This is a genomic window from Streptomyces sp. NPDC044033, from assembly GCF_056434425.1.
Window position 1 is genome coordinate 30,168 of the sequence record NZ_JBWKFF010000019.1, and the last position, 19,999, is coordinate 50,166.

At 69.6% G+C, this 19,999-nt stretch carries 18 protein-coding genes; 17 read left to right on the forward strand and 1 reads right to left on the reverse strand.

What is annotated here, in order from left to right:
- Nucleotides 1–120: 120 nt before the first annotated feature.
- The 17 genes from AC07AB_RS29165 to AC07AB_RS29245 all read left to right on the forward strand — a co-directional run bounded on the left by AC07AB_RS29165 (nt 121) and on the right by AC07AB_RS29245 (nt 16,797).
- Nucleotides 121–873 carry a GntR family transcriptional regulator gene (locus AC07AB_RS29165; protein ID WP_478572855.1) on the forward strand — a complete coding sequence of 251 codons (753 nt, stop codon included), beginning with the start codon at nt 121–123 and terminating at the stop codon, nt 871–873.
- Nucleotides 870–1,880, forward strand: a complete 1,011-nt coding sequence (locus AC07AB_RS29170; protein ID WP_478572857.1) for a carbohydrate kinase family protein — start codon at nt 870–872, stop codon at nt 1,878–1,880. Before AC07AB_RS29165 ends, AC07AB_RS29170 begins: the two co-directional genes overlap by 4 nt.
- Nucleotides 1,864–2,634, forward strand: a complete 771-nt coding sequence (locus AC07AB_RS29175; RefSeq protein ID WP_478572860.1) for a hypothetical protein — start codon at nt 1,864–1,866, stop codon at nt 2,632–2,634. The genes AC07AB_RS29170 and AC07AB_RS29175 overlap by 17 nt, the downstream gene beginning before the upstream one ends.
- 1 nt (nt 2,635) lies before the next feature.
- Nucleotides 2,636–2,980, forward strand: a complete 345-nt coding sequence (locus AC07AB_RS29180; RefSeq protein WP_478572863.1) for a hypothetical protein — start codon at nt 2,636–2,638, stop codon at nt 2,978–2,980.
- Nucleotides 2,977–3,861, forward strand: a complete 885-nt coding sequence (locus tag AC07AB_RS29185) for a BtpA/SgcQ family protein (protein WP_478572865.1) — start codon at nt 2,977–2,979, stop codon at nt 3,859–3,861. The genes AC07AB_RS29180 and AC07AB_RS29185 overlap by 4 nt, the downstream gene beginning before the upstream one ends.
- Before the next feature lie 299 nt (nt 3,862–4,160).
- Complete coding sequence (locus AC07AB_RS29190; protein ID WP_478572868.1) at nt 4,161–4,832, forward strand: TenA family protein; 672 nt, start codon at nt 4,161–4,163, stop codon at nt 4,830–4,832.
- Between the two features lie 116 nt (nt 4,833–4,948).
- Nucleotides 4,949–6,229 carry an MFS transporter gene (locus tag AC07AB_RS29195; protein WP_478572870.1) on the forward strand — a complete coding sequence of 427 codons (1,281 nt, stop codon included), beginning with the start codon at nt 4,949–4,951 and terminating at the stop codon, nt 6,227–6,229.
- Nucleotides 6,230–6,816: 587 nt separating this feature from the next.
- Nucleotides 6,817–7,215: a hypothetical protein gene (locus tag AC07AB_RS29200; protein ID WP_478572873.1), complete on the forward strand. Its 399-nt coding sequence runs from the start codon at nt 6,817–6,819 to the stop codon at nt 7,213–7,215.
- A gap of 46 nt (nt 7,216–7,261) precedes the next feature.
- A complete protein-coding gene (locus tag AC07AB_RS29205; protein ID WP_478572876.1) occupies nt 7,262–7,495 on the forward strand; it encodes a hypothetical protein in 234 nt (77 codons plus the stop codon).
- Nucleotides 7,492–8,496 (forward strand): polyprenyl synthetase family protein, encoded by a 1,005-nt coding sequence (locus tag AC07AB_RS29210; protein WP_478572879.1) that lies wholly within the window; start codon nt 7,492–7,494, stop codon nt 8,494–8,496. The genes AC07AB_RS29205 and AC07AB_RS29210 overlap by 4 nt, the downstream gene beginning before the upstream one ends.
- Nucleotides 8,493–9,869, forward strand: coding sequence for a cytochrome P450 (locus AC07AB_RS29215; RefSeq protein WP_478572882.1), 1,377 nt, complete (start codon nt 8,493–8,495; stop codon nt 9,867–9,869). Before AC07AB_RS29210 ends, AC07AB_RS29215 begins: the two co-directional genes overlap by 4 nt.
- Nucleotides 9,870–10,092: 223 nt before the next feature.
- Complete coding sequence (locus tag AC07AB_RS29220; protein ID WP_478572885.1) at nt 10,093–10,980, forward strand: SAM-dependent methyltransferase; 888 nt, start codon at nt 10,093–10,095, stop codon at nt 10,978–10,980.
- Nucleotides 10,977–12,041, forward strand: a complete 1,065-nt coding sequence (locus tag AC07AB_RS29225; RefSeq protein ID WP_478572887.1) for a polyprenyl synthetase family protein — start codon at nt 10,977–10,979, stop codon at nt 12,039–12,041. Before AC07AB_RS29220 ends, AC07AB_RS29225 begins: the two co-directional genes overlap by 4 nt.
- Nucleotides 12,035–12,868, forward strand: coding sequence for a TauD/TfdA dioxygenase family protein (locus tag AC07AB_RS29230; RefSeq protein ID WP_478572890.1), 834 nt, complete (start codon nt 12,035–12,037; stop codon nt 12,866–12,868). The genes AC07AB_RS29225 and AC07AB_RS29230 overlap by 7 nt, the downstream gene beginning before the upstream one ends.
- Before the next feature lie 2 nt (nt 12,869–12,870).
- Nucleotides 12,871–14,058, forward strand: a complete 1,188-nt coding sequence (gene aepY, locus AC07AB_RS29235; RefSeq protein ID WP_478572893.1) for a phosphonopyruvate decarboxylase — start codon at nt 12,871–12,873, stop codon at nt 14,056–14,058.
- On the forward strand, nt 14,055–14,966 hold the full coding sequence (aepX, locus tag AC07AB_RS29240) for a phosphoenolpyruvate mutase (RefSeq protein WP_478572896.1): 912 nt from the start codon (nt 14,055–14,057) through the stop codon (nt 14,964–14,966). The genes aepY and aepX overlap by 4 nt, the downstream gene beginning before the upstream one ends.
- Before the next feature lie 223 nt (nt 14,967–15,189).
- A complete protein-coding gene (locus tag AC07AB_RS29245) occupies nt 15,190–16,797 on the forward strand; it encodes an MFS transporter (RefSeq protein WP_478572899.1) in 1,608 nt (535 codons plus the stop codon).
- A 659-nt stretch (nt 16,798–17,456) separates the two neighbouring features.
- Here the strand turns inward: AC07AB_RS29245 and AC07AB_RS29250 are convergent.
- Nucleotides 17,457–19,889 (reverse strand): eCIS core domain-containing protein, encoded by a 2,433-nt coding sequence (locus AC07AB_RS29250; RefSeq protein WP_478572902.1) that lies wholly within the window; start codon nt 19,887–19,889, stop codon nt 17,457–17,459.
- Between the last annotated feature and the right edge of the window lie 110 nt (nt 19,890–19,999).

Genomic DNA, 19,999 nt, shown 5'->3' on the forward strand with positions numbered 1-19,999 from the left:
ACGGGGTACGGCCCCCGGCCCGAAGGCCGCTTTCCGCCGACGCTGGGCGATCACCCGTGCACCCAAAGTTGACGGAGCCGATCCGTTGACCAAACGTCATGACGTTCGCATAATTTCGGCATGGCTTGGGATGACGAAGACCTGCTGGATGGCCCCGTACCGAAGTGGCATCAGATCGCCGAACTGCTGCGGTCGGCCATCGCCGACGGCGAGTTCACCGCCGGTGACGCGCTGCCGTCCGAAACGCTGCTCACGCGGCGCTTCGGCATCAGCCGGACCACCGCCCGCAGCGCCCTGAACGAGCTTGAGGGCGACCAACTGGTGAGCAGGCGGTCCGGAAAGGGCACGATCGTGCTCCCGCCGAAGGTCGAGCAGCCGCTCAATCTGCTGTCCTCGTTCTCGGACGACATGCGGGCCCGCGGCCTGGCGCCGGGCTATCGGCTGGTCGCCGTCACCGTCCTGCCCGCTCCGGCGCAGGTCGCCAAGGAGCTGGGGCTCACCGAGGGCGACGACGCGGTCTGCGTGGACCGGGTGCTGCTCGCCGACGACGAACCCATCGCCTCCAGCGTCTCGTGGCTGTCGCCGCTGGTCGTCGACCCGGCCACGCCGCCGCCCGAGGCGACGCTGCGGGACTCCTCCCTCTACGAGTGGATCGAGCGCACCACCGGTACGCGGATCAGCTCGGGCGAGGAGTACATCGAAGGGGGCGTCGCCGACGCGCAGTTGGCGCAGCGGCTGGCCGTCGCCAAGGGCGCTCCGATCCTGATCGCGCGCCGCCGTTCACTCTCGGCGACCGCCGTCCCCCTGGAGTACGTGGTGATCACCTACCGGGCCGACAGGTACCGCTTCCGAATCGAGCTCACTCGCCCATGAACACAGACTCACCCGCGCACAAGGCAGCACCCGCGCACCAGACCGCGCTCTTCGTCGGGGACACGGTGTTCGACACCACCCTCCGCGTGGGCTCCCTGCCCGCCGCCGACGAGAAGGTGGTCAGCGACTACCTCACCGACTCGGTGGGGGGTGTGGTGACCAACGCGGCCGTCGCCTGCTCCCTCACCGGCACCCCGACCGCGCTGGTCAGCTCCGTGGGAACGGACGCGGCCGGCCGGGAGTGCGCCGAGCAGGCGCGCGGCCTCGGCGTGGACTTCCGGCCCGAGGTGTCTCAGGGCCCCTCCAGCCGGGCCGTCATCACCATCGCCGAGGACGGCGAGAAGCACCTCATCCTCGTGCCCGGCGTCCGCATGTACCCCTCCGAACCCGTCTGCCGGGAGCTCTCCCTCGCGGACGCGGGCTGGCTGCACACCGCGGTCTACGACCCCGTCGCCGCGCGAGCCGTCATCGCCCGGTGCGCCGAGAACGGCGTTCCGTGGTCGATCGACCTGGAGCCGGCGACGTTCCCCGGCGGCATCGAGGAGCTCGCGGACCATATCGACGGCGCTGCGACGGTGTTCTGCAATACGCACGCCGCTCGTGCCATCGGACCCGACGCGATCGAGGTGCTCTTCGGCCTCGGCGCCCGCTCGGTGGTGTTCACCGACGGCTCGCACGGCGCCCGTTGGTGCACGCCGGGCGCCGCGGAGGTCACCGTCCCCGTCGCCCCCGGCGCGGCCCCCGTGGTCGACACGACAGGCGCGGGCGACTGCCTCGCCGGGTCGTTCGTCGGCATGATGCTCGACTCCGGCGACCCGCTCGGCTCTCTGCGCTACGCGGTGGCGGCGGCTTCCCACAGCTGCTCGGGGTTCGGCGGCCACCTGTCGTACGCGACGAGGGCCGAGCTGTCGGAGCTGCGCCGGCCCACCGGCACTCCCCCGCCATCGCAGACGCGGGCACGGGCCGGGTCCGTCTTCCCCGGAGGTTCGCATGACGCTGGTGAGTGAGGAGACGGAAGTCTTCGAGGCCGCCCCGGGACAGCGGTGCGCCGTACTGTTCCTGGCCCGCCTGCGCGCGCCGTTCCCCGAGGACTTCGACCGGACCCTGCGGCCGGTCATGGAGCGGCTCGACGCTCTGCGGGCCGAGGGCTGGCGGCTCTCCGTCGACCGCATCCTCGCGGGCGACGAGGGCGGGCCGGACGGGCAGGGGCCTGATGGGCCGGGGCCGGACGGACGCGCGGTGGCGGATTCGCCCACCGTGTACGCCACCGGGTTCTCCCACGACGTCGACTTCGTCGGCATGTTCGAGGCCCCCACTCCGTCGGCCGCTCTCCGCGGGACGCTCGCCCTCGAAGAGGCGGGCTGGGCGCGTGCGCTGCGCACCGAATGGCTCATCGGGCCACGGGAGTTCCTGCCGGTGGTCGGCCCCGCGTCCCGGCGCGAGGACGACTGGGCGTTCTTCGCGCTCTGGAAGTGGAACAGCGCCTGGCAGGCCGCCTCCGCGCGGGAGCGCCGCGAGTACGACCTGGAGTGCGATGTCGCGTTCTCCGAGGACGTACGCGCCGGAGCCGCCATCGCCGGCCGGCACCGCCTCGACGGCGCGAGCGAGTGGGACCACGTCGGGGTGTGGCGGGTGCCGAGCGTGGCCATGGTGCAGACGGCGATGCGGGAGCACACCCGGGTGGCGGACTTCAAGTTCACGACGTCCCGCCACTACCTCGGCCGTCGCACGCGGCTCGAAGACGCCTTGCGAAGGAAGTGACATGAGGGACACGAACGACACCGTCTGGCTGCACTACTCCCTCCCCCGTACCACGTGGTTCGAGCTCGAACCCGCCGCCCGGGCCCGGCACGAGGAGGCGTTCCAGAAGGAGCGCGACGCCTCCGAGCGCCTGGGCGGAAAGCGGGTCGGAGTGTTCCACGTCCGGGGGCAGAGCGACTACTCGCAGGTGGAGATCTGGTTCTTCCCCACCGCCGAGCAGTCCTTCGACCACTGGTCCCGTCTGGTCACCGCCGGATACACCAGCTGCTTTGAGTTCTCCAACCAGGTGGGGCTGGCCGACCCGGCCGGCCCGTCCACACCTGACGCCATTGAAAGGACATCATGAACAACCCCGTCGACAGCACCGCAGGCGAGCGAACGGTAGGCGTCTTCCCGCCCAAGGAGTCGGCGCTGACCTCGATCTTCGGCACCGAGCGCGTCGTCATCGGCGTCGTGCACTGCCCGCCGCTCCCCGGCAGCCCGCACTACCGCGGCGAGTCCATCGCGGACATCGTCAAGTTCGCCGTGGAGGAGGCGAAGGCGTACCAGGAGGGCGGAGTCCACGGCCTGATCGTGGAGAACGCCTGGGACCTGCCCTTCCCCAAGCCGGAGGACCAGGGCTTCGAGACCGCGGCGAACCTGGCCGTGATCGGTGACCACGTGCGCGAGAAGGCGGGGCTGCCGGTCGGTGTGAACGTCCTGGCGAACGGCGCGCACTGCTCGATAGCGACCGCCCAGGCCGCCCAGTCGTCCTTCGTCCGCGTCAACCAGTGGGCGAACGCCTACGTGGCCAACGAGGGCTTCATGGAGGGGCTGGCCCCCTCCGCCACCCGGTACCGGGCGACGCTCCGCGCCGAGCAGCTCAAGGTCTTCGCTGACGTGCACGTCAAGCACGGTTCGCACTCCATCATCGCCGACCGGAGCCTGGCCGAGCAGACGGAGGACGCCGAGTTCTTCGACGCGGACGTGCTCATCGCGACCGGGGGCCGCACGGGTGACGAGGCCGCGGAGACCGAGGTCCGGGGCATCATGGACGCCACTCAACTGCCGGTGATCATCGGCTCGGGCATGACCGAGAACAACGCCGAGCGGCTGCTGTCCCTGTGCCACGGCGCCATCGTGGCCTCCTCTCTGAAGGAGAACGGCCGCTGGTGGGGCCGGGTCGACCAGGCGAAGGTCCGGGCGTTCACCCGGCACGCCGAGCGCGCGGGCTACCAACTGCCGTGATCAGCGGCATGACAGACAGCTGAAAAGACGCTGGTGGGCCGCGTACGGCCACCGGGCCCCCGGTACGGGAACAACCCACCGGGCCCCCGATGCGAGGTCGGCCCACCAGCCCCCCGGCGGCTGCCCCGCGGCCGCCGGGCGCCAACAGGACAACGGGTTCTCATCGGTGGCGATGATTCCCTCCGGCCGTGTCAGCACCGGCCGGGGGACCGCACCGACGCGGCGGGCCGCCTCCGGCCCGGCCGCCGGCCCCCTCACATACCGGCGATGTCCGGCAGCGACAGCGGAGGTACTCCCTTATGCAAGCGCGGCATACACATGCGCGGTCGGCGCCGCCCGGCCCCCTCAGCGCGGCTCTCAAGGAGCGGAACGCCGAGGTATGGGACCAGGCGCGCACCATGCGGTTCGTACGCGAGGTCACCGACGACACCGTCAGCGACACCGTCTTCGCCCGATACCTGCTGTTCGAGCGGGAGTTCGTGGACACCGCCGCCCGGCTGGCGGGCGCGGCCGTGCGCGAGGCGCCCGGCGCCGCGGCGCTGGCGGGGCACGCCCGTACGCTGCACGCTCTCGTGACGGACCAGTACGACTACTTCAGCCGGGCGCTGGAGACCACCGGTGTGCCGGAGGTCGGTCCGCGCGCCCAGGAGCAGGCGTCGGTCCTCACCGAAGAGGTCCTGGACGCGGCCGACGCTCTCGGCTACCCGGCCATCGTGACGTGCATGTACGCGGCGGAGTCGCTGTACGAGAACTGGTGCGGCGCGGCCGTCGGCTCGCCCTCCGCGCGTGCCGAGGTCGCGGACTGGGTGCATTTGCACACCGTCGAGCCCTTCACCACGCAGGTGCGGTTCCTGGAAGCCGAGATCGACGCGCTGGAGATCCTTCCCGAGACCGCTGCGGAGCTGGTCACGGTCTTCGGGAAGGTCCTCGCCGCGGAGATCCGCTTCCACGACGCCGCCTATGTCGAGTAGGGGCCGATCCGGGCCGGCCCACCCCCGCCCCACTGACCGACTCACACAACCCGACCTGGCCTGACTGATGACAGCCACCGCTACTGATCGCTCGTAGCAACACGGAAGGTGGAGCGATGCCGGACGCAAGCGAACACAGCAACATCCTCGACAGGATCGGCATTCCGCGAAGTCTGGCAGCGGGGTATCTGGCTCTGGCGTTCTTCATGATCGGAGACGGCGTCGAACAGGGCTATCTGTCCGCGTTCCTCAACGATCAGGGCTTCCCCTCCCACCAAGTGGCGCTGATGTTCACGCTGTACGGCGTGACCGCCGGGGTGTCCGCGTGGATGGCCGCCGCCCTCTCCGACGTCTTCGGCCCGCGCCGCCTCATGGCCGTCGGCGTCGCGGTCTGGGTGGTGTTCCACGTCCTGTTCGTCACGCTCGGGGTGACGGAGCACTCCGGGGCGATGCTGCTCGTCTGCTACGGGCTGCGCGGATTCGGATATCCGCTGTTCGCCTACGGGTTCCTCATGTGGATCGTACGGACGGCGCGCCCGGAGAAGCTGGGCGTGGCCGTGGGCTGGTTCTGGTTCGCCTACATCGCCGGGTTCTCCACGCTGAGCCCGCTGATCGCCAAGGAGAGCATCGCTCTCATCGGGCCGCTGCCCACGCTGTGGTCCGCCCTGCTGGTGATCGCGATCGGCGCGGCCATAGCGATGAAGGTCCGCGCCCCCGGAGGGGACCGCCCGATCGCCCGCCCGGAGGAGAACCCGCTGCGCGGGCTGGTCAAGGGCGTCTCCGTGCTCTGGCAGGAGCCGAAGGTGGCGGTGGCGGGGCTGATCCGGGTCATCAACGGCGTCTCCCAGTTCGGCTTCCCGGTCTTCCTGCCGGTCTACTTCACCAAGACCCTCGGGTTCGCGCTCGGCGACTGGCTCACCATCTACTCCGTGATGTACCTGGTGAATCTGGGGTTCAACCTGCTCGCCGGGTACTGGAGCGACCGGTACGGGGTCACCCCCGTGCTCCGGTGGATGGGCTGTGTGGGGTGCGCCGTCACCACGGTCGCCTTCTACTACGTCCCCACCGCGACCCACAGTTTCTGGCTGTCGTTGCTCATCGGCAGCGCGTTCTGCGCCTGCCTGGCCGGGTTCTCCCCGATGTCCGCCCTGATGCCGAAGATCGCCCCTCGGCGCACGGGCGCGGCCATGGCCGGGCTGAACCTCGGGGCGGGGCTCGGCACGGCGGCCGGCCCCGCGCTGGTCGGCCTCTGCCTGACGCCGATGGGTGTGGAGGGCGTGATGTGGGTGTTCGGCGCGTGCTACGTCGTCGGCGCCCTGCTCACCGTGTTCCTCAACCGGATCACGCCGCAGAGCCCGCCGGTTCCGGCCACCGCCGAGCTCTCCGTCTCCTCCTGAGGAGGCCCCGCCGCCCGAGGTGATGAGCGGCATCGGCGGGGGCGGTCGGCTTCCCGCGGGCGCGCCGCGGGCGTGGGGGCCGGTACGGCGGTGTCCGAGAGGCACCAGGCCGTGACCGGCCTTCTCGGCTGCCGCCGCGCCTGGGCCGGCCTCTTCAGCCGGTCCGTACGGCCGTTCCTCCGTCCGTATCCGGCCCGGCGGCGGAGGGGCGGGCGTGGGGCGGTCGGGCCGACCGCGACGGCGCGGGCGCGCGGGACGGCCGGTGCGGGGCGACGCGGCCGAGTCCCGTGGCGACACCCGCCGAATCGCGTGAGCCCAGTGGTTGGCCGGTAAACAGCTCAGTGCCGTCCGGCGGGCGCGGCTAGTCTTTCCCGGCTATGACAGTGACCTGAGCGGCCGAGGACACCGGGCGGGGCGCCGTCACCGGGGACGCGGCACAGCTTCGGTCCCGGTGTTCGACCGATCACCTGAACTGACGGCTCAGGCACCCTTCTCGAAGCCTCCGGCATAAATCGAGCACAAGGCCCCGGGACTGTTCACGAAGTCTCTGCGGCCGACGCGCGCAAAACATCCATGAAAGGTGAAGCATGGCTGTCGATGCCGAAACGCCCGCGGAGAAGCACACCACCTACGAGAGCTTCATGGCCTCCGTGATCTCTCTCGACGGCAAGTCGTTGATCGCCGACCTCCACAAGGCGGAAGTCGAATTCCCGGCGCTGATCACTGCCTTCAAGTATCTGAGCATTCACGCGGCAGCCTCAGTGATCGCCGGCAACACCTTTCGCCGCGGCAACCTGCTCGCGGACTGCGGCCCTGCCGTGGCCGAACTCGCCGTGACCGCCGCGAACTCTGTCGTCAACAGCCCGGACCTGGCCAAGAGCGCGGTCTCAAGGATCAACGCACACTACATCCAGGCCGCCATGGAGAAATCCATGGAAGAGGGTCACGTCGTCGTACCCACGGTGATCGAGACCTCTGAGCAGTAGACCAGCAGGCTCGGGCCACAACGGAATGACTGGGGTGACTGTTGCCATGAACGAGATCAACCTCGTCGACCTGGCGAGACTGTTCGAAGCGGCCGTTTCATCCAACTCACCGGAGCAGTCGGAAGTGCTCGACAAGGTTCCGGCAGCCGACCGCGCGCGGATCGGAGAAGTCCTCGCGGCGCTGCTCGCCACCCCGGAGGAGGAGCGCATGCTGCGGCTTCCGATGGCCGACACCGACATGGTCGACTTCGAGATCCCGGAGGAGGTCGGGCGCCGATGAACGCTCCCGTGCGCGACGGCATCGTAGGGAATCTGTCCGAGCACGCCGCGTCGTACCCGGCCTTCGACGACCACCCCGCCATCAGGGCCGAGTTCGCCCGTTCGCTGCGCAAGCGCACCCGGCTGTGGGAGCCGCTCCTGAGCCTGCTCGCCGCGGAGTTCGACCACCGCCCCTGCGATGCCTCCGCCCGGGTCATGGGCGGCTGGTTCACCATGGTCCATCTCTCGGCGCCGATCGATCAGCTGGTGGACCGCGATCCGATGTCGGACTACTGGCGCGAACTCGGCGGGGTCGGCGCCATCGAGCTCGTACTGGCGCTGAAGGACCAGGTCTTCCGCGCACCGCTGCTGGCGCTCGGCCCGGAGGCAGACCCCACGACGAGCCACGCGGTGTCCCGGGCGACCATCGAGCTCGGCTCGGCGTGCCTGACGGCGTCGATCGGTGAATACCTCGACATCGTGGGCTACTCCGAACTGCGCTCGAAGCCGCCTTTCCCCGCGGAGGCCGGCGCTCGTGTCGCGTTGTTCTACGAGAAGCTCGTCGGCTGGAAGTCGTCCGTCATCTACGAGTGCCTGCTGCGCTGCGCGGCCCTGACGATGCAGGCACCGGACGCGGCGGTCGAGGCTCTCGCCGCCTTCGGCCACCACATCGGATTCGCGGTGCAGGTGCTCGACGACGCCGGCGGGGTCTGGGGTGGCGGCGACGACCTGGAGAAGGATCCCGTCAAGGTGACCTCTCCCCTTGCCTACGCCCTCGCGGTCGACCACCCCCGCCGCGACGAGCTCGTCGACCTGCTGCACACCGCCGCGGCCGGCCGCGATGTGGACAGGACCCGGGAGATCCTCGACGGTGTCCAGGCCCGGGCGTTCCTCGAATTCCTGATCCGGGACCGGATCTCACTGGCCGTCCGGGCCCTGGCCGAGGCCGTGCCCGGACTCGCCGCCCCCCTGGAACGCTGGGCGGAAGCCTACTTCCGGCGGACGTCGGAGGCCGCCCGGTGACCGAGGCCGCCGCACCGTCGGCGCCTGCCTCCCCGGCACGCCCGCCGTCGATGCCGGGGCTGCCGTACTTCGGCGGCATCGTGCGGATGAGGAAGGACCCGATCGGCTATCTGGAGGAAGCGAGCCGCCGGGGTCCGGTCGTGCTGCTGGGGCGGCTCGGCAGAAGGCGGTTCTACCAGGTGAACGACCCGGATCTGGTGCGGTCGGTCATGACCGCGCCGCGTGCGGACGTCGGCATGACGCGCACCAGCGACGTCCTGGGCTTCCTCTTCGGCGAGTCCGTGTTCACCATGCAGGACGAGCCCTGGCGCAAGCGGCGCGACGAGTTGCAGCCCGCGTTCAAGACCTCGAACCTGCCGGAGCTGTTCGGCTCGGCGGCGGGCGAGCTGGCGCGGACCGTTGCGCGCTTCGAGCCGATCGCCGATGCCCGGGGATCGATCGATTGCAGCGCTGCGATGCTCGATCTCCTCCAGCGCATGATCGTGCGGATGATGTTCGGTGTGGCCGTTCCGGAAACCGCCGGGCACCTGACACGGGCCTTCGACTACGGGCTGGAATACCGTCAGCGTCGGCGCTGGGCCTTCACCAGCTTGCCGCTCTCGTTCCCCACCCCGGCGAACAGGAAGTTCACCGACGGAGTCGCCCGGCTCAACGACAGCATCGTCGAGATCATCGAGGACCACCGGGCGAACCCTCCGGAGCGGGCCGGCCTCCTCAAGATGCTGATGGAGTGCCGCGATGCGCAGACGGGCGCCGGCTGGACCGACGACGAGCTGCTGGCCGAGGTGAAGACGGCCTTCGTCGCCGGGTGGCTGACGACGACGACCGCGGCGACCTGGTTGTTCGACCTCCTCGGCCGCCACCCTGAGGTCACGGCCCGAGTGGTGGCCGAACTCGACTCGCTGCCGTCCGACCGGCCGCTCACGTACGACGACCTCAACCAGCTGGAGTTCGTGGAGGACACGATCCTGGAGGCGATGCGGCTCTTCCCGCCGGGCTGGCTGCTCAGCAGACGGGTGCGGCGGACTTTCTCGCTGGGCGGTCTCCGCCTCCGCCGCAACGCGGTCCTGCTGGTGTCGCCGTACGCGCTGCACCGGGACCCGGCCCACTGGAACGAACCGGACCGGTTCCAGCCCGACCGCTTTCACGGCCGCACTCACGGCGAGGCGCACAGAGCCGCGTTTCTCCCGTTCGGTTTCGGGCCACGCGTCTGTATCGGCCGCGGTGTGGCCATGATGGAGCTGAAGATGATCGTCGCGACACTGCTGCGGCGTTTTCGGTTCACGCTCGCCGACACCGCTCCCGCGAAACTGCAGCCCGTCTCCTTCTTGCGGCGCGCCGAACCGCTCATCCTGCATATCGCTCCTCGCTGAAGCGCGCGAAGAAACCGTTGAGCCCTTCAACCGGGCCTCTCGCAAGTGCAGCCAGGTCAGGCGTGGGCAGGGTCGGCAGCCGAGGCCAGTGGCCGCCATGCCGCCCGTGACGCCAACCGATCGGGGCCCGTCTGAAAGCTCGTCGACATCGATTTCCGAGGCGGCCGACGCGAGTCGCACCGCCGGAAATCCAGGCCGCCATCCAACACGACGAGGTACAGATATGAGCAGAGTATCGCTGAACTCGCCCGAGTCCGAGATGAACGAATCGGGCGGGGGCCGAGCAGTTGTCGAAACGGAATACGAGCGGGAAGTCGCCCGGATGTACGACGAGAAGCAGGACGATTTCAATCTGCTGCTCGGGAAAGAGACGAACCTCGTCCACCACCACTTCGGGATCGGGGATTTCGATCGGTCGCCCGGCGCGCTGCGGAGTGAATCCGAGATACAGCGCCGTCTGCACGAGCTGGAGAACGCCCAGACCGAGCGGCTCCTCGACCTGCTCGACGGGCTCGGTCCCGAACACCGGATCTTCGACGGCGGATCAGGCCGCGGCGGAACGGCCTTCATGGCCCACAAGCGGCTGGGCTGTTCCGTGGACGGCGCCACCATCTCGCGGTACCAGCGGGAGTTCGCCGAACGGAGCGCCCGCGAGTGGGGCTGTGACGCGAAGGTCCGGTTCCACTTCATGAACATGCTGCGTACCGGCTTACCCGCCGCGACCGTCGATGCCGCTCTGACCAACGAGGTCACCATGTACGTCGATCTCACCGCGCTGTTCCGGGAGTTCGCCCGGATCGTCAAGCCGGGCGGGCGCTACGCCTTCGCGACGTGGGCGGTCGACGAGAGCGGTACGGCGGACGGGACCATCGACGCGATCAACCGCCACTACTCCTGCACCATGCACACGCGCGGGGCCTACCTCCGGGCGCTGCTGGACTCCGGGTTCGTGCCGTACCACGTAGCCCAGATGGACGACGACGCGCTGCCGTACTGGGAGTTGCGCCGGCGCAGCGAGCACAGCGACACGATCGAGAAGCTCTTCATGGACGGGTACAACGCCTCGTCGATCGCGTACCTCATGGTTGCCGCGGAGCGGGTCGGCCCATGACCCCCGACGCGTTGCTGGACCAGTTGGACCGGGAACTGTTCGCGTTCCTGCACCGCGAGCCGCCGCGGTCCGAGACGTTCCGGCGGATGGTCAGCGACCACATGGCCTGGCGCTCGTGGGACGACGGCGAGCCGGCGGCGGCGAACTCCCGGGGCAAGCGGCTGCGGCCGCTCCTCGCGCTGCTCACCGCGCAGGCGATCGTCGGCGACCACCGCAGGGCGATGCCGGCGGCGGTCTCGGTGCAGCTCGTCCACGACTTCAGCATCATCCTGGACGACATCATGGACCGCGATCGGATGCGGCGTAACCGCCCGGCGCTCTGGGTCAGTTACGGCACCGGCCACGCGATGACGACGGCGGCCGGGATCTACGTCGTCGGGCTCGACGCGCTCCAGGACTACCTGGACGCGGGCCCTTCCCACGTCGCACCACGGGCCCTCACGAGGACCCTGCTGGACTCGTGCCTGGAGATGGCCGGCGCCCAGCACACCGATCTGGACTGGGAGAACCAGCTCGGCATGACGCTCGACCAGGTCAGGGGGGTGGCCCTGGGACGCTCGTGCCTGATCAGGTGCGGGGTCGAGCTCGCGGCGGCTGTCAGCACCCCGGACCACGAGATCCGGGCGGCCTTCCGCGAGTTCGGCGCGCTGGTGGCCACGGCGTTCTCGATCATCGACGACCACCGCGGGCTCTGGGGCAGCGAGGTACGGAACGGCAAGCCGCTGCACAGCGACATCCGGCAGCACAAGAAGACCTACCCGATCGTCGTCGGCTACCTGCGGTGCGGTCCCGCCGAACGCCGCCGTATGCGGGCCCTGCTGGACAGCCCCGCGCCGGGCGACACCGAGATCACGGCGGTCATGGAGCTCCTCGACGAGGCCGACGCCTCGGGCGCCACGCTGCGGGAAGTGGAGCGCCTGACCGCTCTCGCCGTCGAGCGTCTGCACCGTCCGCCGCTGGCGCGCTTCGCGGTCACCGATCTCGTCGAGCTGGTCGAGGGCCTGTTCGGCGGGCTCGCCGGCTCCTCTCCCTCCCTGCCACAAGGAGGATCCATATGGTAATCCGCCCATCCGCCAAAGGAGTTGAGCCACCGTTCGCGACCCTGCCACCTCTCATGCCGGCGCGGCTGCCCGAGCTCGCCCCCCGGATCAAGGAAGCGTGGCAGCACCATCCGGTCCTGGTGTTCCACCGGTGCGAGCTGACGCCCGAGGATCTCGTAGCGTTCGGCGCGCTCTTCGGCACTCCGGTACCGGTGCCCGCCCAAGAGGGGATCGTCGACACCTCCGGGGTTCCGCCCGAGATCATGATCGTCTCGAATATCGTCGAGAGCGGCCGGCGCATCGGCCATCTGGGCGGCGGAGACCTGAGCTGGCACACCGACATGTGCTACGTGCCCGAGCCCGCGCTCGCGAGCGCGCTCTACGCCGTCGAGACGCCCAACTCGCAGGGCGACACCTGGTTCCTCGACATGTCGGCGGTCTACGGCCGACTGCCCGCCGGGCTGCGCGACCGGATCGAACCGCTGTCGTGCAAGCACGACGACAGCCGTACGGCGGCAGGCGACCTGCGGTACGGCCGCGAGCCCGTCACCGACATCACCACCTCCTCGGGCGCCGTCCATCCGCTCGTACGCGTCCGGCCGGAGACCGGGCTCAAGGCCCTCTACCTGGGGCGTCGCCTGCACGCCTACATTCCAGGTCTGCCGCTCGCCGTATCCGAGGCGCTGCTGGACGAGCTCTGGACGTACTGCGAGGACCCCGCGCTGTCCTGGCCGCACCGCTGGCGGCCTGGCGATCTGGTGGTCTGGGACAACCGAGTCATGATGCATCGCCGAGACGCGGTCCCGGACGGGTCCCGTCGGCTGATGCAACGCATCCAGGCGAGGTGAGCGTGAATACGACATTCGTGCATGAGGAAAGCCCGGCCCTGGACCCGGACTTCGTCATCGACACGCTGCTGGCCCGCGGCTACCGGGAGATGGCCGCGGTGCCGTGCAGCTACCTCAAGCCGCTGCTGGAGCGCGCCGCACTCCGACCGGACATCACCTATTTCCCGGCCACTTGTGAGGGCGAGGCGGTCTCGGTCGCCACAGGCGCCTGGCTGGCCGGCCGGCGCGTGGTGGTCGCCATGCAGAACTCCGGGCTCGGCGACGCCCTCAACCCGCTCGCCTCCCTGTGCCTGCCCTACGACGTGCCGGTCCTCCTGCTGGTGTCGGTCCGCGGCGAACCGGGGACACGGGACGAGCCCCATCACGACGTGATGGGACGCACGACGGCGCGGATTCTGGATGACGTCGGGGTCAGCCACTCGTGGCTGCCGGCCGACCCTTCCGGCTTCGTCCGCGCGATCGAGGAGGCCGAGCAGGCGATGGACGACTCGCGTCGGCCGTACTGCCTGCTGATCAGGAAGGGAAGCTTCCGGGACCGGCCGGCGCCCGTGCCACTCGAACGCCCGGCCCAGGAGCGCGCGCCGGAGCAGGCGCCGGGCACCGGGACGCCGCCGAGCAGGGCGGAGGCGATCAGATGGCTGCGCGAGCGGATGCCGGAGGAGCAAGTGGTCGTCGCGACGACCGGGCTGACCAGCCGTGAGCTGTACGCCGCGGGAGACCGCGCGACCTATCTCTACCTCAGCGGTTCCATGGGGTGCGCCGCGGCGGTCGGCCTCGGTATCGCGCGGTCGAGCCCGCGGCCGGTAGCGGTCTTCGACGGCGACGGAGCGACCTTGATGCGGTTCGGGACCCTGGTCAGTGCCGCGGCGTCGGCGGCGCCGGACTTTCTCCACGTCATCTTCAACAACGGCTGCTACGACTCCACCGGCGGGCAGCCGATCCAGGGCTCGGTGCCGTTCGCCGCGACCGCCGAACTGCTCGGCTACGCCGCGACGGCGCGCTGCGACTCCCTGGCGGAACTGCGGACGGCGTACGGCAGGCTGATGGCGCGGCCGGGGCCCCGGCTGCTCGAAATCCGGGTGACGACCGACCCGGTGCCCGCGCCCCGGGTCCCGCTCGGCCTACCGGAGATCGCGACGCGATTGCGCGCTCAGCTCGTATCCCCCGTCACGGCGGTACCGGTCTCATGAGCGTGACCAGCCGGACGACCAGCAGGACCGCCGCGCTCCGGCATCTGGTGCAGCGCTCGGAGATGAGTTTCCTGATGGAGGCGCACAACGGCCTGTCGGCGAAGATCGTCGAACGGGCGGGGTTCGAGGGCATCTGGGCCAGCGGTCTGTCGATCGCGGCGGCGCTCGGAGTACGCGACAGCAACGAGGCGAGTTGGACCCAGGTCCTTGAGGTCGCCGAGTTCATGAGCGACGCGACAGAGATCCCGATCCTGCTCGACGGCGACTCCGGCTACGGCAACTTCAATTCGGTACGGCGCCTCGTGCACAAACTTGAGCAGCGCGGTATCGCCGGAGTGTGCATCGAGGACAAGCTGTTTCCGAAGATGAACAGCTTTGTGCGCGGCAGCGCGCAACAGCTCGCCGACGCGGCGGAGTTCGCGGGCAAGATCCAGGCCGCGAAGGCCGCGCAGCGCGATCCGGACTTCGTCGTCGTGGCCCGTACCGAAGCGCTGATCGCGGGCCGGGGCCTGGCCGAGGCGCTGCACCGGGCCGAGTTGTACCGGCGCGCCGGCGCCGACGCCATCCTCATCCATTCGGCCCGTTCCGACGCGAGCGAGGTCCTGTTGTTCAAGGCGGAGTGGGGTGATCGCCTGCCGGTCGTCATCGTGCCGACGACGTACTACAAGACGCCCACCGAGGTCTTCGCCGAAGACGGATTCTCGACCGTCATCTGGGCCAACCATCTGATGCGCTCCGCGTTGCGCGCCATGCAGACGACCGCTTCGGAGATCTTCGCCGAACAGCATCTGGGGAACGTGGAGGGCAAGGTCGCGCCGCTGGCCGAAGTCCTCGAACTACAGGGGGAGGACGAACTGGCGGAGGCGGAACAGCGCTGGCTGCCGAAGCGGGACGCACCGGGGCTCTGACGCGCGGTCGGCCGTCCGCGGCAGCCGCGCCGCCGCGACGGTACGGGCGGGGGCACAGTGGCCACGGCGGAGCGGCGCGGGATGCGAGCGTGCCGGGCGGCGAGGGCCGCCGTGCACGGTCGCGGTTCGGCACGTACCGGCTCAGCCGCGGTCGGCGCCCCGCCGGCGGACCATCCGTCACCGGCGCCAGCAGGCATCGACGTGCCCGAGAGGACTCAGGACTGTGAGCGCACCCGTCCCCACCGCGTCCGACGGGCCCGCCCGGGTGCCCGTGCCCGGGGGCATCGGCCGCGAGCCCCACCACACCGTGGTCCTCGCCGTCGTGCTGGCCGCCGTGCTGCTGGTGTCGATGGACAACTCCATTCTCAACGTGGCGCTGAAGACCCTCGCCGAGCCCGCGCCCGTCGGCCTGGGCGCCGATCACAGCCAGCTCCAGTGGGCCGTCGACGCCTACACGCTCTCGTACGCGGGCCTGCTGCTGAGTTCCGGGCTGCTCGGCGACAGGATCGGGCACAAGAAGCTGCTCATCGCCGGTGTCGCCCTGTTCGGCGCCTCCTCCGCCCTGTCGGCCTACGCGCAGACGCCCAGCCAACTGATCGGCCTGCGCGCGGTCATGGGCGCGGCCGGAGCCCTCATCATGCCCGCGACCCTGGCCATCATCTCCGCGGTGTTCCCCGGCGAGAAGCGCACCAAGGCGCTCGGCATCTGGACCGCTGTGGTCGGCGTGGCCGTCGCCCTCGGGCCGATCATCAGCGGCGCGCTGCTCGAACGGTTCTGGTGGGGGTCGGTGTTCCTGGTCAATGTGCCGGTCGTGCTCGTGGCCCTGGTCGCGATGGTCCGGGTCGTACCGGATACCCACCGGTCCCGCGCGGCCCGGGCCCGCCGCCTGGACCTGCCCGGCGTCGCGCTGTCGGGTCTCGGCCTGCTCGGTGTGGTCTACGGCGTGATCCGGGCCGGCGACCTCGACGACTGGACGCGTCCCGCAGCGGTGCTGCCGCTCGCCGCGGGCCTTGCGCTGCTCACCGCGTTCGTCCTGTGGGAGAGGCACGCCGCACAACCGGCCCTGGACGTACGCTATTTCCGCGAGCGCACGTTCGCGGCGGCGGCGATCGGGCTCGGCGTGCTCTACTTCGCGCTGGTCGGCGGCACCTTCGTGATCACCTTCTACTTGCAGAGCGTCCGCGGCTACAGCCCCCTGCTCACCGGTGTGTGCGTGCTGCCGCTCGCGGCTTCGTTGATCATCTTCGCGCCGCGGGTGCCGAAGCTCGTCTCCAGGTTCGGCGTGCGCGCCGTGTGCGCCTTCGGCCTGGCGGCCATGGGCGCCGGCCTGCTGGGGATGGCGACAGTCGGCCAGTCCACTTCGATCTGGATCTTCGAGGCATACCTGTTCGTCTTCGGCGCCGGGGCCGCGCACGTACACCCGCCGTCAACCGGAGCGATCGTCTCGGCGCTTCCGGCCGATGAGTCCGGCGCGGCCTCTGCGGTGAACAACACGTTCCGCCAGGTCGGCGGCTCCATCGGGGCCGCCATCCTCGGCTCCGTGCTCAACGCGGCCTACCGCGCCCGGATCGCACCGGCGGTCGACGCCCTGGACGCCCACTCGGGGCAGCGGGCACACGGATCCGTCGCGGCGACGCTCCAGGTCGCCCAGGACCTCGCCGCGCACGGCCGCGGCGCGCAGGCGCACTCCCTCGCCCGGGCGGCGAACAGCGGCTTCATCCATGCCATGCGGACCACCTGGATCACCGCGTCAGTGGTAGTACTGGTCACAGCCGTCGTCGTGTTCCTGGTCATGCCGAGGCGCGCCGACGGCAAGAGCCCATCCGGCTGAGCGGTTCAGAATCCGGATCACGTGACGGCCGGAGCCTGTCGGCCGTCGAGCCGCTGGAGCACCGGTGTGAGCTCGTCGTTCTCGGACTGGTCACCGCCTGGTCCGGCGCCTCGTCCTCCCTGCGGTCCCTGGCCCCTGGAGACCCGTGGTCACCGGAGCGACTCGGCACAGAACAATCGCTCCACACCACGCGGGTCGGAGCCGCCCAGGCATCATCCGGGATGATCCGCGCCAAGGGCCCGGGACGCTCGGGGCCTTCCTCGCCCGTGGACCTGAGTCCGGTGGCGGCGGTGAAGGCTCGTACCGCGGCGAGCATCGCGGCGCGCAGTGGAGGCGCCGGCCCACACCTCCAGGTGCGGTGGGCAGCCGTACAGCGCCCAGCTCCAAAAAGGCCAGCAGCTCCTCGTTCAGGGCCACCTCGTTCAGGCCGTCGAGCAGCGCGCGCTGCGCCAGGCGCTTCAACGCCTCGTCGCAACTCGACACCGGCGAGCGGCGAGCGGCGAGCGGCGCAGCGTGTGCGGGAACTTGGGGCGGGCCGAGCATGCCGGCCGCGAGGGCTGGTGGTCCCGCCCGTGGGGATGGCGCCGGCCCGGCCGTCCGGGGCCGGCCGGGCCGGTGTGAGGCCCGTCGGCCGGCGCTCCCGGACGGCTGCGCGAGGGCTACGCGAGCTCCATCTCGACATCCCCGTCGCCGTCCGTGGCCTGCGGCGACTTGGCCTCCCCGTACTTTTTGACGAGGTTGGTACGGAACGTCTTCTCCTGCATGTGCAGCAGGGCGGCCATCGAGGAGACGGTGTAGGTGCCGCGTTGCTCGGCGACGAACTGGGCGAGATCGGGGGACATCTTCGAGAACGCGATGACGCCGAGGTCGGGGTCGCTCTCCCGGCGCTGCCACTCGCCGTAGAAGACGCTGTCAGCCTCCACCTTGCTCAGCAGGGTGCTCCAGGCGTCCGAGTCTTCGGTCATCTTCTGCCACCCGGTGCCCTTGGAATTCGCCCCCTTCTTCTCGGTGCTGGTGCCCGTCTTCCGACGCTTGATATCGTCGCGTCCGGCTGCGGTGTTATCGCGCTTCTCATGCCCGGTCTTGCCCGTCACGTACCTGATGACGTGGGAGTAAATGGCGTTCTCGGACCTGCCGGACACATCGACGTCCATGACGATGTCCCTGAGCTCTGCATAGCTCGCCCCCAGAGCCACCCATTTCTTGTAGACATTTGCCTCTGCCTCCGTGTTGTTGTTGAGGTAGGCGACCTGAATTTCTTCCTTGCCCTCGTGGCTGACGATGCGGGTGGCGCGGGCCCGGGACCGGGAGCCTTGCATCTGCGAGCCTTTGCCGAGCTTCCCGGCGGAGTCTTCCGTGTAGGTGAGGTCGTGCGCGCGGGGCCGGGACTTGTACTCGTCGTCCGTGTCCATCTGGTCGGAGCTCTCGCCCTCGGTGTCGGACGCGGTCCTATACCCCCGTCGTGCCGCCAGTGCGGCGGATTCGGTGAGCTGCGGGCCGTGGCGGTCCTCGGCGCCCTCCGGGGGCCGTACCCGCGACAGCGCGGAGGAACTGGGCAGTCCCTGGGCGAGCTCCATCATGTACTCGTGGAATTTCGGGTCCTGTACGACATGCGCTTGGTGCTTGTACAGGTTCGCCAGGGACGTCCAGTAGTAGAAGCCGGGATTCGGGTCGAATTCCAGGCCGGTGAATTTGCTCTGGTAGTACTTCAATGCGGCCGTGCAGCAGAGGCAGCCCCGGTACCGGCCCATGATGGTATGGGCGCCCGTGACTTCCTTGGGAGTGACGCCGGACCGGTGCAGGGCCAGCATCAGCTTCTGCTCCGCGTGGACCAGTTTCTTTTCCTCCCCGAACGTGATGAGGAAGATCGCCCCGATGTAATCTTCGTGGGTCAGCAATTTGTGCAGCGGCTTCGGCGGGTTGCTGATGTCCACGATCGTCACCGGTTTGCCGTGACGCTTGCGCAGGGCGTCGGCCGTGGCGTCCCCGGTCGGGTTGCGAGGCTTCGACTTCGAGAAGAGTTCTTTCGTCTTGTGTTCGGCGCGGTTCACCCGGTCGACGTACTCACGGCCGTCCGCCTTCGGTAGGTTCCCCTCACGGCCCTGGTCGCTCTGATGTATCCCGATGATCTCGGAATAGGCGTCGCGTCCGTCCTTGCCGTCGGTCTGGTGGCCCTTGAACAACTCCATTGACTCGTTGAAGTTCGAGGCGAAGAGGAGCCTGTTGTTGATGAGCATGCCCTGGATCTCACGCTCGTTCACGCTCTCTTCTTCGTTCTCGTCTCCCTGTTCCCGGAGGCCCGCCTGGGCGTCGTAGACGAGGAACGCTTGATGTGACAGGGTCTGGGCCGCCTCCTCGCCCTCATAGGAGCGGGAGAAACGCTTATGAGCTTCTTCGGGGCCGTTGCCCTGGTTACCGGCGCCGTACGAATAATCCCAGTGTTCCTTGACGGCCTTGTGGGTGCTCAGCGCTTGCTGCCGGGCCGTCTTCGGCTTCGGGACGTCCGGCATGCGCTGAACGGGGGCCTGACCGGAGGAGGTCCGCTGGACCGGCTGGTCGGTGTCCTGGGCCTTGTCTCCCGCGACGGCGCGTTGGGCGACAACGGACGGCGCGATCGAGTCTCCCGATTTGAAAGCGGAGCCCTCGGCTATCGCGGTTCGTTCGGAGGGCTGGTTCGGGTCGGTCACCGTGACCTGGCCGTTCCTGTTGCCCGTCTCAGTCACGCCGCGCGTGTTCTTGTCGACGTGGCTGAATTCATGGCCCATCAGTTCTCTGTTGGTGCTGGCCGAGGGGGAGGCGAAGACGCGGGTGCCGATGGTCATGGCCTCGGCGCCCATCGCGGCGAGGGCGCGCTGGGCCACGGCGTTGTCGTGGAGGCGGGCGGCGCCGATGTTCTCGTTCTGGTAGAACGACTTGGCCTCGGAGATGAGGGGGTCCGGGAACGAGCGGCTGGGGGATTCGCCGGCTTGCTTGAGCAGTGCGGCCTGGTCGGCGCCCCCGCCATCGTGACCACAGCCGGGGCCATGGAAGTGCTGGTCCTCGTCGACAAGGCGGGCGACGGCCTGGTTACCGATGGAATGCTGAAGTGCCAAGGCCCTCGCGGGAGTCATCGGCCCGGGCCCCATGGCCTCGGGCCCGGCCGCTGTCCTGGGCGGAGTCTGTGTCTTGCGCGCGGAGTTCTTGTCGGCGTGTTCTTCTTGTG

Bases quoted from the DNA above. Each gene is read 5' to 3' on its own strand.
- AC07AB_RS29190 (WP_478572868.1), top strand. From the start codon at position 4,161: ATGCAAGCGCGGCATACACATGCGCGGTCGGCGCCGCCCGGCCCCCTC.
- AC07AB_RS29225 (WP_478572887.1), top strand. From the start codon at position 10,977: ATGACCCCCGACGCGTTGCTGGACCAGTTGGACCGGGAACTGTTCGCG.
- AC07AB_RS29175 (WP_478572860.1), top strand. From the start codon at position 1,864: ATGACGCTGGTGAGTGAGGAGACGGAAGTCTTCGAGGCCGCCCCGGGA.
- AC07AB_RS29180 (WP_478572863.1), top strand. From the start codon at position 2,636: ATGAGGGACACGAACGACACCGTCTGGCTGCACTACTCCCTCCCCCGT.
- AC07AB_RS29205 (WP_478572876.1), top strand. From the start codon at position 7,262: ATGAACGAGATCAACCTCGTCGACCTGGCGAGACTGTTCGAAGCGGCC.
- AC07AB_RS29210 (WP_478572879.1), top strand. From the start codon at position 7,492: ATGAACGCTCCCGTGCGCGACGGCATCGTAGGGAATCTGTCCGAGCAC.
- AC07AB_RS29220 (WP_478572885.1), top strand. From the start codon at position 10,093: ATGAGCAGAGTATCGCTGAACTCGCCCGAGTCCGAGATGAACGAATCG.
- AC07AB_RS29195 (WP_478572870.1), top strand. From the start codon at position 4,949: ATGCCGGACGCAAGCGAACACAGCAACATCCTCGACAGGATCGGCATT.
- AC07AB_RS29170 (WP_478572857.1), top strand. From the start codon at position 870: ATGAACACAGACTCACCCGCGCACAAGGCAGCACCCGCGCACCAGACC.
- AC07AB_RS29230 (WP_478572890.1), top strand. From the start codon at position 12,035: ATGGTAATCCGCCCATCCGCCAAAGGAGTTGAGCCACCGTTCGCGACC.
- AC07AB_RS29185 (WP_478572865.1), top strand. From the start codon at position 2,977: ATGAACAACCCCGTCGACAGCACCGCAGGCGAGCGAACGGTAGGCGTC.
- AC07AB_RS29200 (WP_478572873.1), top strand. From the start codon at position 6,817: ATGGCTGTCGATGCCGAAACGCCCGCGGAGAAGCACACCACCTACGAG.
- aepX (WP_478572896.1), top strand. From the start codon at position 14,055: ATGAGCGTGACCAGCCGGACGACCAGCAGGACCGCCGCGCTCCGGCAT.
- AC07AB_RS29165 (WP_478572855.1), top strand. From the start codon at position 121: ATGGCTTGGGATGACGAAGACCTGCTGGATGGCCCCGTACCGAAGTGG.